The sequence below is a fragment of the Chryseobacterium sp. BGARF1 genome (genome assembly GCF_001677955.1).
GTDB lineage: Bacteria > Bacteroidota > Bacteroidia > Flavobacteriales > Weeksellaceae > Chryseobacterium.
Genome location: NZ_LELA01000128.1, coordinates 21,793 through 38,046, shown reverse-complemented (window position 1 = coordinate 38,046; position 16,254 = coordinate 21,793). Strand labels below are relative to the sequence as shown.

Below are 16,254 nucleotides of genomic sequence, written 5' to 3'. Positions count from 1 at the left end.
AACCTCTTTTAAATCGCTTTAAAAGAGGTTGCTTTTTATCTTATTTTTTGGAATAACGGAAAAACTAAAGAGTTGTGCAACGGTTACCTATGTTACCTGCAGTTTAAATTTTGAATTCAAAGTTGTGAGGTATAGTTGTTTCCGAAAATGATATTTCTTGGTCGATATTTGTCAATGATTTGCGGATTTTGATTTTACAAACAAATCTTTTATCGTCTTCAATTTTCAAGTCAATTACTTCAATAATTTGGCTAAACATTTTGTAATCAATTTTAGCATTAGTTTTTAGACCATTTATATTTGTTATATCGCCCTTCGAAATTGCTCTTTGTACTGTTTGCAACCATTCAACTATCTGAAATTTAAGGTGCTTACTTAAATCAATTTTAATCTGAGGTACAGAAGATTTCAATATAGAAATAAGCTCTTCGTAATTCGTTTCTAATTCACAAGTGTCAGTAGAAGCTAAAATGTAATCACGTTCTGTATGAAATGATGTGTTTTTATCTTTGTCTGTAAAGTTTAAGTAATCAATTTTTGTCTGAGTATAGTAGTGTTCTATTTCTCCTTTTGGAAATATAAAGATATTTGCAGCTTTAAAAGCTGTGAGCAAATGATCAAATCTTGAAAGTATGTAATTGATTTCTCCTTGATGTACTGGAGATAGTTCAGCAGATATCTTTTCTTTAATTTTTATTAGAGCTATTAGCATTGAAGTAATTACAGAGTTTCTTTTATCGGCTACTCCAATTATTGGTTTCAAGAAGTCAATTAAATGATTTACATCTGCATCTGGAACTGTTTTAGTAATAAGTTCATCAGCAATTAATTTTAGTTTTTGGTCTAATTCACCAATGAGTTTAGATAAATCCGTACCTAATCCATTATCTTGAATATGCTTTGTGCAATGTTCATCACCTTGTGCTACTTCTCTTAATTTTCCTTTAAAAAATGCATCTAAATCGGCAATAATTCTTGCTTTGATATTTAATTTTTTGCAAAGTCTAAAGAAAACTGCTAACTCATCTTTACCACCGACATCAATAATACTTGAGCCTGATGCACTAATGTTATAATCAAGTTTGTCAAAGAGTAAAGTTATAATTTGTTGGTCGGTATATCCTTCAACAAATACTGGATTAGGTGAAAAGAAAAATTGCTTATGATGTGTGTTAAACCGAGGTAAAAACTTTCTTAATATATATTCATCTTGTCCATCTAAAGTGTCAACGTAATTCGGTGGTTCATTGTAATGACATACAAGAATGCTTTTTAAATCGTCAATACTACGTAAATCCAAAAAGTAAGGCGAATGTGTAATGATAAAAAACAATTTTTTCGTTGGGTCAACTTTAGGGTCGCCTGCAAATTTTCTAATTTCAGCTAATAAAAAAGATTGAAATTGAGGATGTAAATGTAGTTCTGGCTCATCAAGTATAAGACAGTGTATACTTTCATCATATAGAAATGTTAGAAGTGTAATTAACTCCTTTAGACCATGGCATTCCTTTTCCTTAAGCCCATATTCTGCACCTCCCAAATTATTTTGAATTTTAGGTTTAAGATATCCTCCCTCTTCAACTAAACGAATTGTTTTATTAAAAATATCGGATAATAAAGCTTCTATTTTAATTCTGATGTCAAGTCGTTCTTTAAGTATAATAAACGCTGAGGATGAAAGACCGAAACTTTCTCCGTCGGATTTCAGATATTCAAAAGTAGAAATATTTAATCCGCTATCTAAATTACTATATCCAAAATTTGAGTAGTTTTGTTTCTCAAAACCGCTTAATCTCTCTGCATTTAAAAGTCTAGCTTTATAACCACTACTATAAAGTTTATTTTTTAATTGGTCAGCAAAAAGTGATTTGCCTGTTCCGTTAGGGCCAACGATTAAATTAATTTCTCCCCAATCATTTTTAATAAATGTCTGTGTTGCCCAAAGTTCTGTCAGGCTTATTTCTATTGGTATGTTAATCATTTTGTATCGATTAAATTGCAGGTAACGTTTGGCTTCACGCAATGCGTCAATCCAAAATATATTTTTTCTAAAAATAAATAATATCCACACGCAAAACAATTTATTTCTACTCTTATTGAAAAAAAACTATAATTCTCGATACAAAATTCTTTCAGAATCTCAATCGAACTGAGGAAAGAAATAATTGTAAGCATTCCTCTCATCTCTGCTCTTTATCTTTGACCGCTCATCCCGATTTCATATATTTGTTGATTATTCAAAATATGGAGGCAACACAAGATAAAAGGCTTTTTCTCATCGATGCGTATGCGATGATTTTCAGAGGATATTATGCATTGATCAGAAGTCCAAGAATTACAAGTTCAGGAATTGATACATCTGCAATTTTTGGTTTTACGAATTCTTTGATTGAATTAATCAGAAGAGAAAAACCTACTCATTTAGCGGTTGTGTTTGATGTTGGTAAGGCAAGTGTAAGAACAGATGATTTTGCAGAATACAAAGCCAACAGAAGTGAAACTCCAGAAGCAATAAAAATTGCAGTTCCTTATATTCACAGAATTTTAGAGGCGATGCACATTCCTTATTTGGGAGTAGAAGGCTATGAAGCTGATGATGTTATCGGAACAATTGCGTGCAAAGCTGAAAAAGAAGGATATACCACATTTATGGTAACTCCGGATAAAGATTTTGCCCAATTGGTGACCGATAAAATTAAAATGTATAAGCCATCGTCAAAAGGTGGCGAAATTGAAATTTTAGGTGTTGAAGAGGTCAATGCAAAATACGGAATTAAAAATCCAAAACAAGTCATTGATTACTTGGCAATGATGGGTGATGCTGTAGATAATATTCCCGGATTGGATGGTGTTGGTGAAAAAACAGCCATGAAATTCTTACAGGAATTTGGAAGCATTGAAAATCTTTTAGCCAATACAGACAAACTGAAAGGTAAAATTAAAGAAAAGATAGAGGCTTCAGCAGAACGTGGTATTTTATCTAAAAAACTAGCAACTATTATTTGCGATGCACCGGTAGAATTTCATCAGGAGCAATACGATTTGGAAACTCCGGATTTTGAAAAAGTAAAAATTGTTTTCGACGAAATAGAATTTACAAGATTATACGAAAACCTTTATCGTGCTTTTGCGCCGGCTCAGACCGCAACAGTAACTGCAGATGTGACAAAAGAAACTGCCGAAACTCCTCAACAGAAAGTGGCAGCGGCAGTGGGCCAACTCGATCTTTTTGCAACGTATGAAGAGCTTGACCAGGCAACTACTACAAAATCTACAATCACAGATAACGATCATTTATACCAGTTTGTAGACAATCCGAAAGCGCAGAAAATTTTAGTTCAAAACTTATTACAGCAAAAAGCAGTTTGTTTTGATACTGAAACGACTTCCCTAAACGAGCTGGAAGCCGAATTGGTAGGTATGAGCTTTTCTTACAAGAAAGGTTTGGCATATTATATTCCGTTTTCTGAAGATAAGGGTGAAGTTTTACAGACATTAGAAATTTTTAGACCTTTCTTTGAGAAGGAAGATTTGGTAAAAATCGCACACAATTTAAAATACGATTATAAAGTTCTTCAGCAATATAATATCACGGTAAAAGGAGCAATGTTCGACACGATGATCGCTCATTACCTTTTAAATCCTGACGGAAGACATGGGATGGATTACCTTTCTGAAGTTTATTTAAATTATAAACCGGTTTCCATTGAAACGATTATTGGTAAAAAAGGTAAAAATCAGGGTAGTTTCAGAGATGCTGATTTGCGTACGCAAACCGATTATGCAGCAGAAGATGCAGACATTACTTTTCAGTTATATGAATTGTTTGCGCCTCAGCTAAAGAAAGAAAATTTAGAAGATCTTTTCTTCAATATCGAAATGCCGTTGATGGAAGTTTTAGCTAAAATGGAACTGGCAGGAATTTCTTTAGATGAAAAATGGCTAGCTCAGGAAAGTATTGATCTTGAGAACGATTTAAGACAATTAGAATCTAAAATATTTGAAATTTCGGGTGAAGAATTTAATATGAATTCACCGAGACAGTTGGGAGAAGTTTTATTTGAAAAAATGCAGCTCGACCCGAAAGCTAAAAAAACCAAAACCGGACAATACGCAACTTCTGAAGATATTTTACAGAAATTATCTTCAAAGCACGAGATCATTCAGCATATTTTGGAATACAGAACCTATCAGAAACTGAAATCGACCTATGTTGATGCATTGCCGTCACAAATCGATAAAGACGACAATAGAGTTCATACCAATTTCTCACAAACTACGGCTGCAACAGGCCGTTTGGCGAGTGTAAATCCGAATTTACAAAATATTCCGATTCGTACGTTGAGAGGTCAGCAAATTCGTGGAGCTTTTGTTTCGGGAGAAGGAAAGAAAATTATTTCTGCCGATTATTCTCAGATAGAATTGCGTCTGATTGCCGAAATTTCCGGTGAAGATAATATGATCAAAGCGTTTCAGGATGGTGAAGATATTCACGCTTCTACGGCAGCTAAATTATTTAAAATTCCATTGGAAGAAGTTTCCAAAACGCAGAGAAGTCAGGCAAAAACGGTCAACTTTGGTATTATTTACGGACAAGGAGCTTTTGCTTTGGCAGAACAAACCGGAATGTCGAGAACGGAAGCGAAGCAAATGATCGAAGCGTATTTTGAAACCTATCCAAAATTAAAAGCTTACATGGCTGAACAGGTTGCTAAAGCTCGTGAACAAGGTTATGTAGAAACGATTTTGGGAAGAAAACGTCATTTAAAAGATATCAATTCAGGGAACTTTGTGGTAAGAGGTCATGCTGAAAGAAATGCTGTGAATGCTCCGGTTCAGGGAAGCGCGGCAGATGTTGTAAAAATGGCGATGATCAAAATTGATAAAGAATTGGTAGCTCAAGATCTTCAGACCAAAATGCTTCTTCAGGTACATGACGAATTGTTGTTTGAGGCACCAATCGAAGAAGTTGAAGCTGCTACAAAACTGATCAAAAAAGAAATGGAAAGCGCTATTGAAACGCAGGTTCCGTTACTGGTTGAGGTTGGAGTAGGGAAGAACTGGTTGGAAGCGCATTAACATGGGAATTAATATGACCAAGCATTTTATACAACTATTTTGTGTACTTTCTTTCTGCTTTGCTACTGCGCAAAATGTAAAATATTTTGATGAAAACTGGAAAGAAACGAGTAAGGAAAATGCGAGCTTTTACAGAACCTTAAAGAGTAATCAGGGGCTATTTGAAATAAACGATTACTATATTAATGGCAATATTCAGTTTAAAGGATTTGCTTCCAATAATGTTGAACCGTTTATCTACAACGGATTGTTAACATGGTACTATATAAACGGAGAAATTGAAAGTAAGGTTAACTTTAAAGACGGAATTCAAAATGGGCTTTATGAAAAGTTTTATACTAATGGTAAATTAGATAATACGGTGATGTATCTCAATGGTAAAAGAGATGGATCGTATAGAGAATATTATGATTCTGGCGAACTTCAGGGAAAAATGACTTATGTTAATGGTAAAAAAGAAGGTAGATCTATAGAATATTATAAAGACGGAAAGGAAAAATTTGTTCGTAATTTTAAGAGTGACTCTTTAGATGGGAAATTCTCGGCTTATTGGGAAAATGGAAATCTTAAAGCTGATGGATTTTATGTGAATGGTGTTTTTCAAAATAAGTATACAGAATATTTTGAAGATGGAAAAGTAGCCGCAACAAGTAATATTATTAACGGAAAAATGGATGGAGAATATCTGATCTATTTTGATGATGGTAAACTTAAAACTCTCATTACCAATAAGGATGGAGTTATGAATGGTAAATATGAAGTTTATAACAGAAGTGGAAATCTTTTTAATAAAGGAAATGCCATGAACGGTTATCAGGAAGGTGAATGCTTCGATTATTACTACGAAGGTGAGCTAAGAAAAAAATATTTCATAAAGAATAAAAATGTTGACGGCAAATATCATGAATATTTCCGTGATAAAAAGGTTTCAACTGAAGGAGAATTTAAAGATGGCAAAGCATTAAAATACAATTCAATTTCTTTGAGAAAAGAAAACGGAAAAACAGTTTCAGCAGAAATGACCCTTAAAGATGGTGTGGAAAACTGGAAATTTTATAATGATAAAATTTTAGTGGTAGAAGCATTTTATAAGGATGGATTTAAATCGGGTCTGTGGAAAATTTATTCAAAAAAAACAGGTAAACTTCTACAGACGAGAGATCATAAAAACAATCAAAAGGATGGTGAGCAGTATCTTCAAACCACAAGGATTGAAAATTTTGATCCTTTTCTGTTTCTGTCAGATAGGTTTATGCTGAAGCAATCCATTTTAGATATTAATTCAAACGACGTTCTGATTAATACTATAAATGATGAAGATGTAAATGTTTTGATATCCTCATTGTAGAATTAATTTTAAAATGAAAATGATAGTATCATGTGATACTATCATTTTTAATATTCAAACTCAATTCCTCCAACATAAGTTAAAGAAAAATCATCATTTTCTATAGATTTTGGTGTTGGAATTTGTCCTTGGCTTACGAAAACCAAAGAGTTGATATCAAATTTAAGATTCATTTCATTCAATCTGTTGTATAGAACGGGAAGCCACTGGTCAGCAAAAGAATATTCAGAAAAATGCTGAATACTTTGTTCAAAGCCGTATTCCATTAAATCCTGATCAAACCAGATGGTGTCTTGTGATTCTGCAAATTTTGAAATATAAGTGTCATCAGATTCTTCTTCGATGTAGTAATTCTCATCTTCCTCTACAAACTGGAAAAAATCTTTTTCTGTTCTGAAATTTCCTGCCCAAAAATCTAAAACCTGTGTATTCATAGTATTTATTCAAAGCTCAAAGGTAAGAATATAGTTTTTGTATTCAAAAATTTAGATAAGTTTTGTAATTGTTTTTTCCGTCACTTCGAGTAGCGCAGCGTATCGAGAAGTTATTTATCATTTAGTTTTCGATACAAAATTATTGCAGAATTTCACTCGAATTGCCGAATATTAATAAGAATATTAAACCTTCAAAATTCCCCTAAAAGCTCTCGCCGCATAGTATGAATTGGCACCATTGTGATACACAAAAACGGTATTGTATCGACGGTCGCAGAATATAGCTCCACCTAATTCTCTAATCTCTTTTGGCGTTTTCACCCAACTTGAAGTTTTCAAATCAAATTCTCCTAAAGTCTGCAAATAACGATACTGTTCCTCAGATAGAATTTTCACACCCATTTCTTGGGCAACAGTAATAACATCATTTTGCGGTTTGTTTTCTTTTCGGGAATCTAAAGCTTCACGGTCGTAGCATAAACTTCTTCTGTTCTTTGGAGTTTCGGTAGAACAGTCGAAGAAAATATATTCATCAGTTTTTTCATCATAATCTACAACATCAGGTTCTCCACCAGAGTTTTCCATTTGATAAAGTGACCATAATTTTGATGGGTCAGAATTTAATTTCTCCTCAATTTTTGTCCAGTCCAGATTTTCATGACGGTTTTTATTTTTCTCGAAGCGTTGTTGCAGAATATCAAGAAGCTCTATGGTTTCTTTTTCTGATAATTGTTTTTTTTGTGACATTTTCTTAAGTTTTTTTAGGTTTAAAACTACGGGAACTTGATCAGTTTGTCATTTGGTAGATCATATTCATAGATCGTATCAGTTTCAGGATCGATATACAGCCATTGAAATGTATTGATCTTGTGTTCAGATTCGGTATAAATTCCTAAGACATAATATTCTTTATTCTCTTTAGTTTGTTTTTCAACAGAATAGGCGAGAGCATTTCTGTTTTTAACGAATAGTTTGATCAAATCTTTCTTTGAATTGGCGATATAATATTCTGCAAGTTGGTGTAAATGATCTAGATAAGTACTTGAGATTTCATTTTCTTTTGAGTAATGATATTTAATTGGCTGATCATATTCTTTTCTAAATTTTGAAACTTTTCCGTCTTTTATTTTTTTTGCGGAAACGATCTATTCTGCATTTTGTTGAATTTCTTTTTTTCTAACAGTCTTTTTATCTTTATTCTTTTCCGGACCGGGACTGCACGAAATACAATAGATCAAAAGTGAAAACGCAACAATTTTCTTCATATTATTTTGACTTGGATCTCAAAAATAATAAAATTTTTTATGTAGATGACATTTTTTTAACCGCAAAAGAATCAAAAGAAATGATTAAAAAACAGAAATTCAAAAGCTTACAAAATATAAAAACCTGAGTTACTAATAGTTTTGTAAGCTTTTGATATACTTAAGTCTAGTAAAATATTTTGACTCTTTTGCGGTAAAGTATTTTTTTTCATTTACTCAATAACATGTAATTTGACCTGATTTGATAATTTCAAGATATCTTTTTTCCATTTTCGCTTTCTGAAATAGTTTTTTCTAAACGTGATATCTGCGTTTTCTCTTGTTTTGCACTCATGATCCAATGGATCATTACTTTTTTGTAAGATGGAGCCTGTTCTTCAAAAAATTCCCAGGCTTTTTTATTGGCTTTAAACTGATCTTCGTATTCTGATGTAAGTTTTGAAGGTTCTTTTTCGTGAGAATAGATTCCTGATCTTTCTTCTTTTCTAAGCTTGAATGCTTCCAAACCAGCTTCCTTCATCAATCCGGCTTTGGTAAGTTCTTCGATCTTTTTAATATTCACAATACTCCAAGTACTCGTCGGTTTTCTTGGTGTGAAACGGATGCTGTAGCTTTCTTCATCGATTGATCTTCTTACGCCGTCAATCCAGCCAAAACATAAAGCTTGATCTACAGATTCAGACCAAGTTATTGAAGGCTTTTTGGTTCCGACTTTATAGAAACCGACCAATAATTCTTGTTCAGTTTTATGGTTTTTATCGAGCCAGTCTCTGAGATCTTGTGGTGTTGGAAAGAAGGTTGGTTGCATTAGTTTTTTTAATTTAGATTTTAAGGGTTTTTAAAATCATTAAAAACTTTCTGATTACTTTCAGAATCATCTGGTATATAAGTTTTCATAATTGGATAAACTGGTGAATCAGTTTGACCAGGGAATTCTAAACCGAAACTCTTCCATCCAGTATTCCATAACAATATAAGTTCTTCCCAATAGGGAATTTTTTTATTTCTATCAAATTTATAATCATCATCATGAATTTTCTTTGCTTCTTCATTAAGTACAGAATAGCTCTGCTGATCTTCCTCATCATATTCTTCCGTCCAAATATCTAAATGATAATTTAATTCATTTAATAAGTAAGTTCTTAAGCTCCATCCATAAATAATAATATCAGAACCCCAGATAGACAGAATTGGTTTATATTTTAAATTAGAATTGCTAATAATAAATCGGTGAGATGTTAATGGAAGCAGCGTTGGGGAATGATTGTACCAATCTGTAAATATTTTTGTTTTTTCTTCTTCCGAATCTGGTTTTTTACCCCAAGATTTTAGCCACACTCCGTTTCTACCTACTACATCTCGAAGAATGGTTTCGTAGGGCCAATTTAATTTTTCTTTGATTTCTTCGTGATCTTCTAACCAATTATAAAAAAAAGGATACTCAGTTATTTCATCACCCCATTCATCTTTATTTTCAATTATTTCTTTTCTGTCTATAGTGTGTAGGATTTCTAAAAATTCCCTATGCTCAGGAGTAAATTGTATTGAGTATTTTTTCTCAACTTCATTTATTTGATTATTGGTCATCCCAATCCATTGAGCTCCTTGTATCCATTTTTTACAAAAATCTCCACTCCAAGTTTTTTCAGTTTCTTTTTTAATCCAATGAAGGAATTCAGTAAAATTTTCGGGAATGTTCATTTGTTTTTAGATTAAATATATCATAATTTTTTAAATTATAAGATGTCATTTTGTCTTATGAACTCTTATTTCACAGGATATTTTATCGCTTTATTAAGCTCAATAGGATTATTATGTTGACGGATATATTCCTGCTCTTCTCGAATTAAAGGTACTAGTTCTTCAGGTTTGGTGTAGTGTTTTCCTCCGTCCTCATAACTTTTTACTGTTCCATTTTTCATTTCTGCTCTTATTTCCTGCAAAGGATCGTTATAATATTCAAGAGATTTTTTTAGATATATTTTCTCACTTATCGGAAGCGGTTTGTTTCCATAACGAAGTTCCAGAAAGTTTGATGTATCGTATGTCTTTTCTAATTTTTTACTTTTAACAAGAGCAAAACTATATTGGTTGCGATCGTCTTCCAACAAAACGATGAGACCCGGTAATCCTGTGAATTTATAGGGACCTTCTGAAAGCGGGATCTCTTTTGTAAACCAAGCCGTCCATTTTCTGCCTCCAAAATTTGCGTTTGCTTGCTGAAGGTCAAAGTGTAAATATTTTTTAGTTTTATCAGACAATTTCCATTGTATCAAATCTTCGGTAGGATAAGAATAAAGCTGATTGTCTATAAAAGTATGATTGATGTTCTTATTTGAATTTTTCTTTCTGGTTACAGGAATCTGGCTTGTCCAGTTGGTAAGCTGCGAATGATTTGCTTTATTGATGGAATCTTTTTCCAGAAAGGTATTATCATAATATTTTGTTTCATTAGGATTAACATCCAAAACCATAAAAACTTTCTGATGTTCAGTTTGAGTAGAATCTTCTTTAAACTTTACCTCGTAGAAAAAGCGGTTGGTTTGTGCAGTACTCAAACTGAAAAAGAATATAAATAAAAATAAGGAAGCTTTCATATCAATTAACAATTAAATTATCTAAGATAATAATTTTCCCTATAATAGGATTTAAATTTATTTTGTGTGTTTAAAATATCAGTATACCTATATTAAGAGTTAAAAATAATAATTTTTAAATTGAAATTATAGTTGTTAAATTGAATGATTTCTCAGCAGATTAGATTTTTAAAGTTTATACAAATCATAATCATAGATTTAATATAATCAATTGTGGCAACTCTTATTTTTTGATTGCGTAAATTTGTAAGATGTTCTAAAATTTTAGAGCTTGTAAAATGAAAATATGACTGACAAAAAGTACGCAGAAACTCATCATACCGACAAAAATAACTACGATTATATTACCATTACCAACGACGAAAATAAAGTAAGAATTTATACTCTTAAAAATGGTTTAAAAGTTTTTCTTGCCCAAAATTTCGACGCACCGAGAATTCAGACCTTTATTCCGGTGAGAACGGGAAGCAACAACGATCCTTCTGATAATACCGGTTTGGCGCATTATTTAGAGCATATGATGTTTAAAGGAACATCAAAAATTGGAACTCATAACTGGGAACAGGAAAAAGTTTTGATTGAAAAGATCTCAGATCTATACGAAGAGCATAAAGCTGAACAAAATCCTGAGTTGAAAAAAGAAATTTATCAAAAGATCGACGAAATTTCTCAGGAAGCAAGTCAATATGCGATTGCCAATGAATACGATAAGGCAATTTCTTCTTTAGGAGCGAGCGGAACCAATGCACATACCTGGTTTGACGAAACAGTTTACAAAAATAATATCCCCAATAATGAGCTTGAAAAATGGCTTAAAGTGGAAAAAGAACGTTTTTCAGAAATTGTTTTGAGACTTTTCCACACCGAACTGGAATCTGTTTATGAAGAATTCAACCGCGCACAGGATAACGATTCCCGATTGGTGAATTACGAATTGATGGATGCACTTTTCCCGACTCATCCAAACGGACAACAAACGACTTTAGGAAATCCGGAACATTTGAAAAATCCTTCTATGAAGGCGATTCACAAATATTTTGATGAATATTATGTTCCTAATAATTACGCAATCGTCTTGGTTGGAGATCTAGATTTTGAAAAAACGGTTGTATTAGTTGATGAATATTTTGGTCAAATTCCGTACAAAGAATTGCCGAAGAAAGATCTAATTATTGAAAAACCACTGACTGAAATTGTAGAAAGAACGGTAAAAAGCCCGACAACACCAAGACTTCAGTTAGCCTGGAGAACCGACAGTTACGGAACCAAAGAAGCGATGCTTGCCGATATTACAGCTAATATTTTGAGCAACAGGGGAGAAGCAGGTTTGCTGGATCTGAACATCAATCAGACTCAAAAAATGCTTTGGGCTCAAGCGTATTCTTTAGGTTTAAAACAGTACGGATATTTTTCTTTGGTTGCGGTTCCTAAAGAAAATCAGACTTTATCTGAAGCTAAAGAAATGATGTTGGAGCAGATCAAGTTATTGAAAAAAGGAGATTTTCCCGATTGGATGCTTCCTGCCATCATCAATGATTTTAAACTGCAGAGATTAAAAGGTCTTGAAACTGCAGAAGGTCTTGCTACAAATCTTTATGACACTTACATTAAAGGCCGAACCTGGGAAGAAGAATTGAATGAAATGGATGAATATGCTTCTTTTACAAAACAGGATATTATCGATTTTTCGAATGCATTTTTCAAAGATAATTATGTTGTTATCAATAAAGAAAAAGGAGTTAATGACCAGCTTTTAAGAGTTGAAAATCCGGGAATTACACCGATCAAGATCAATCGAGAAGCACAATCAGAGTTTTTGAAGGAAATTCTAGCCGATAAAACGGAAGATATTCAGCCTGAATTTATTAATTATCAGGAAGAAATTAAAACTGATGCAGTTCAGGGCAAAAAAATAAGTTTTGTTAAAAACAAATACAACGAAATTGCTCAGGTGCATTTTATTTTTCCTTTCGGAAGTGATCATTATAGAGATTTGGCTATTTCTACGCAGGTTTTACAGTATTTGGGAACAGAAAAATTTTCACCTGAAGATTTAAAGAAAGAATTTTTCAAAATCGGAATCAGCAATGATTTTAAAACACATTCAGATCAGCTTACCATTTCTTTAAGCGGATTAGAATCTAATATTGAAAAAGGAATTTTATTATTGCAGCACTGGATGTATAATGCAAAACCTGATCAGGAAATTTACAATCAGTTTGTAGAAACCATTCTTGAGAACCGTGAAGCAATCAAAAAAGATAAAAACCGCATCATGACGGCATTGACAACTTATACAAAGCTTGGAGAAAATTCAAGATTTTTGGATGTCATTTCAAAAGATGAGCTTGAAAGTGCAAAAGTGAAAGAGTTTACCGACCGCATGAAAAATCTGTTTAGTTTCCCGTACCAGATATTCTTTTATGGAAAAGATTTCGAAGGTTTTAAAAGCTATATCCCCAATTATATTTCGAGTGAAGATTTTACCGTTTCAGAACCTAAAAAATATTCAGAACAGGAAACTTCAGGAAAGGTATATTTTACCAATTATGATATGGTTCAGATGGAAATGAGTAAGATTGGGAAAAGCAACAACGTAAATCCTGAAAACTTTGGAAAGATCAACGTTTTCAATGAATATTTTGGTCGCGGTTTATCATCAATTGTATTCCAGGAAATTCGCGAAAGCAAGAGTTTGGCTTATTCTGCTTATGTTTCTTATTCGCCAAATTCAGAGCTGAATCATCCGGATTATATCACAACCTACATCGGAACTCAACCTGATAAATTACAGATTGCTGTTGATACAATGACGGATTTGATGGATAAGCTGCCCGAAGTTCCGGTTCAGTTTGAGAATGCTAAAAATTCTGCTTTAAAACAGATTGCATCAACCAGAATTACAAGAACAAATATTTTCTTTAATACCTTGAGGTTGAAAAAGCTGGGGATTGACTATGATTTCAGAAAAGATATTTACAATCAAATCGAAAACTTAAATTTTGAAGAAATTAAACAGTTTTATCAGACTGAAATAAAACCAATTCAGTTCAATACAGCGATTATCGGGAAAAAGGAAAACCTGAATTTGGAAGCGGTAGAGCAAATGGGAACTTTTGAAGAAGTAGGTTTAAAAGAAATTTTTGGATATTAAAAAATATTCTAAAAAGATAAAATTAAAACAGGCTGTTTCATTCATTGAAACAGCCTGTTTTTTGTTGTGAAAAATTTTCAGATCACATAGAAATTTCTACGTAATTTCCTTCGGGATCTAAAACAACACTTTCGTAATAACCATCACCGGTGGTTCGGGGTTCGCTTTCGATGGTATAGTTATCTGCACGCAGTCTTTCTGTTAAATCATTTACGGCTTCTTTACTTCCAACAGAAATAGCGAAATGAGCAATCCCTTTCATAAATCCTCGTTTATCAGGTTCTTGAATGATATCTTGTCTATTCATTAATTCAATTCGTGTTTTATCTTCGCCAAAGTCTAAAAAGTAAGACGTAAAGCCTTTCTTGGTGTTGGTGTATTTTTCGTTTGATGTTACACTAAAATAGTTCAGATAGAACTCACGCATTTTCTCTAAATCGTCTACCCAAATAGCTAAATGGTCAATTTTCATACGTTTATATTTTAAAATTTAATTGATTTATATTGATAAGAAAGTACAATAATTAAAATTCCGAAAGAAGATGCGGCTAATAATGCAATTCTAAGGTCAGTTATCTCTGAAAGCAAACCTATTAATGGTGGCCCAATCATGAAACCCAGAAAACTGATAGAGGAAACTGCTGTAATAGCGATGCTTGCAGACATTGTCTTTAATCTTCCTGCTGCACTGTAACAGATGGGAACGATAGAAGAAACACCTAATCCTATCAACAGAAAGCCGAAAGTTGAGATAATTAATCCCGGTGCAACAGTAGCTAATAATAATCCTGATGTGATTAATATTCCACAAAATCTTAAGACAACGGAAGCCTGATAACGGTTTACAAATCGATCGGCAACAAAACGCCCAAATGTCATTGCACCCATACTTGCGATGTATCCTAGTCGTACGAAAGTTTCATCAGGTTTTATAATTGTGGAAAAATAAACACTGCTCCAATCGAACATTGTTCCTTCGCAGAACATACTTCCAAATCCTATCAACCCTAAAATAATAATTGCTGAATCTAGTTTGAATGCTTTTTTAGAAGTTTTAGCATCTGAATTTTCTTTAATATCCTGAGCTAATAAACCACGACTGAATATGATGATTCCAATAACTCCGAGGATTAGTATAATAACTAAATGAGTGAAAATGGAGAATTTTGTTTCTGCAAAAACAGCGCCCAATATTCCGCCTGTTAATCCACCAAGGCTCCATAATCCATGAAAAGAAGACATGATGTTTCGCTTGTACAGCGCTTCTAAACTGACAGCTTGTGTGTTTACAGCAATATTGGCCATATTCGAAGTGATACCGAAGAAAAATAATACTAAAAACAACAGATTAAAACTATTTGCCTGCGGAATAAATGTGAGTGCGATTGCATATAAAGTCATTGCGGTTATCAGAATAATTCTGCTTCCGAATTTGTTGACCAAATAACCGGAAACTACCATCATCAAAAGTTGTCCTAAAGGCATCGCAAATAATACCTGTCCTAATTGACCGTCGTTTAAATTAAGAGAAGATTTGATATCCGGAATTCTGCTTGCCCAACTGGCAAATATCAATCCCATGATAAAATAAAAATAAAAAATACTGAGACGTACTCGCGGTAATTTCTGTTGAGCCATGTTTGTTTTTAAAATTATGCTGCAAAGCTAATGACAGATTAACGAAAGTAAAATGACGCATATCATTTTCTTATTGCTTCAATTAAAAGTATTAATTTTAAACCCTGATTTTTTTAGAATAATGAATGTTATAAAAAACTTACTCGATAGATATAAAGTACAGCTTTCTGAAGAATTGATGTTGAAGTTTGAATCTATTATGATTCAAAAACAATATCAAAAAGATGAGATAATTTTAGAAGAAGGTACAATCAGCCGTTATCTCTATATTGTAGAAAAAGGGTTGGTTCGTCAGTTTTATTATAAAGACGGTCGAGATATAACGGAACATTTCTCTTGTGAAGGGAATATTGCGACCTGCCTGGAAAGTCTGTTTTTACAACAACCAACCCGTTTATTAATCGAAGCTTTGGAATCGTCTACATTATTTCTTCTGGATTATGCTAAATGGAAAAAACTCTGCGATGAATTTCCTGAAATGAATCGATTATACAGAGCGATAATGGAGTATAAGCTTGTCATTTCTCAGCAAAAAGCTGATTCTTGGCGCTTTGAAAATTCCAGAGAGCGCTATGACCGATTTTGTAGAGAGCTTCCATCTGTTTCTAAACGGGCTTCAGTTGCACACATTGCCTCTTATCTGTTGATGTCACCCGAAACTTTAAGCCGTGTAAGAGCGGGAGTTTTGTAATATAAAAACGAAAAACCCTTGAAGCAATTTCAAGGGTTTTATGTTGAA

General features: G+C 33.0%; 13 protein-coding genes. 4 read left to right on the top strand and 9 right to left on the bottom strand.

Annotated features, from left to right (window positions below; genetic code table 11):
- Positions 1–103: 103 nt before the first annotated feature.
- Positions 104–1,981, bottom strand: coding sequence for an ATP-dependent nuclease (locus AB671_RS20245; protein ID WP_185114075.1), 1,878 nt, complete (start codon positions 1,979–1,981; stop codon positions 104–106).
- Between the two features lie 263 nt (positions 1,982–2,244).
- On the opposite strand from AB671_RS20245, the gene polA reads away from it, so the two are divergent.
- Positions 2,245–5,079, top strand: coding sequence for a DNA polymerase I (gene polA, locus AB671_RS20240; protein WP_066676764.1), 2,835 nt, complete (start codon positions 2,245–2,247; stop codon positions 5,077–5,079).
- Positions 5,080–5,092: 13 nt separating this feature from the next.
- Complete coding sequence (locus AB671_RS20235) at positions 5,093–6,427, top strand: toxin-antitoxin system YwqK family antitoxin (protein WP_185114076.1); 1,335 nt, start codon at positions 5,093–5,095, stop codon at positions 6,425–6,427.
- A 47-nt stretch (positions 6,428–6,474) separates the two neighbouring features.
- On the opposite strand, the gene AB671_RS20230 is transcribed toward AB671_RS20235, so the two are convergent.
- The 6 genes from AB671_RS20230 to AB671_RS20205 all read right to left on the bottom strand — a co-directional run bounded on the left by AB671_RS20230 (position 6,475) and on the right by AB671_RS20205 (position 10,723).
- The gene (locus AB671_RS20230) at positions 6,475–6,861 is read right to left on the bottom strand and encodes an immunity 22 family protein (protein ID WP_066676768.1); all 387 of its coding nucleotides are present in this window, start codon (positions 6,859–6,861) and stop codon (positions 6,475–6,477) included.
- A 183-nt stretch (positions 6,862–7,044) separates the two neighbouring features.
- The gene (locus tag AB671_RS20225) at positions 7,045–7,608 is read right to left on the bottom strand and encodes a DUF4256 domain-containing protein (protein ID WP_066676770.1); all 564 of its coding nucleotides are present in this window, start codon (positions 7,606–7,608) and stop codon (positions 7,045–7,047) included.
- Positions 7,609–7,634: 26 nt separating this feature from the next.
- Positions 7,635–7,841: a hypothetical protein gene (locus AB671_RS20220; protein WP_066676772.1), complete on the bottom strand. Its 207-nt coding sequence runs from the start codon at positions 7,839–7,841 to the stop codon at positions 7,635–7,637.
- A gap of 535 nt (positions 7,842–8,376) precedes the next feature.
- Positions 8,377–8,934 carry a YdeI/OmpD-associated family protein gene (locus tag AB671_RS20215; protein WP_066676774.1) on the bottom strand — a complete coding sequence of 186 codons (558 nt, stop codon included), beginning with the start codon at positions 8,932–8,934 and terminating at the stop codon, positions 8,377–8,379.
- Positions 8,935–8,954: 20 nt separating this feature from the next.
- Positions 8,955–9,827, bottom strand: coding sequence for a hypothetical protein (locus AB671_RS20210; protein WP_066676776.1), 873 nt, complete (start codon positions 9,825–9,827; stop codon positions 8,955–8,957).
- A gap of 65 nt (positions 9,828–9,892) precedes the next feature.
- A complete protein-coding gene (locus AB671_RS20205; RefSeq protein WP_066676778.1) occupies positions 9,893–10,723 on the bottom strand; it encodes a GLPGLI family protein in 831 nt (276 codons plus the stop codon).
- Positions 10,724–11,009: 286 nt separating this feature from the next.
- Between AB671_RS20205 and AB671_RS20200 the strand changes: the two genes are divergently transcribed.
- On the top strand, positions 11,010–13,877 hold the full coding sequence (locus AB671_RS20200; protein WP_066682309.1) for a M16 family metallopeptidase: 2,868 nt from the start codon (positions 11,010–11,012) through the stop codon (positions 13,875–13,877).
- Between the two features lie 82 nt (positions 13,878–13,959).
- Here the strand turns inward: AB671_RS20200 and AB671_RS20195 are convergent, their stop codons facing one another.
- Together AB671_RS20195 and AB671_RS20190 are read right to left on the bottom strand one after the other, a co-directional pair.
- Complete coding sequence (locus tag AB671_RS20195; RefSeq protein WP_066682311.1) at positions 13,960–14,349, bottom strand: VOC family protein; 390 nt, start codon at positions 14,347–14,349, stop codon at positions 13,960–13,962.
- Between the two features lie 11 nt (positions 14,350–14,360).
- The gene (locus AB671_RS20190; RefSeq protein WP_066682313.1) at positions 14,361–15,515 is read right to left on the bottom strand and encodes an MFS transporter; all 1,155 of its coding nucleotides are present in this window, start codon (positions 15,513–15,515) and stop codon (positions 14,361–14,363) included.
- Between the two features lie 121 nt (positions 15,516–15,636).
- Between AB671_RS20190 and AB671_RS20185 the strand changes: the two genes are divergently transcribed.
- Positions 15,637–16,206: a Crp/Fnr family transcriptional regulator gene (locus tag AB671_RS20185; protein WP_066682315.1), complete on the top strand. Its 570-nt coding sequence runs from the start codon at positions 15,637–15,639 to the stop codon at positions 16,204–16,206.
- Positions 16,207–16,254 lie beyond the last annotated feature (48 nt).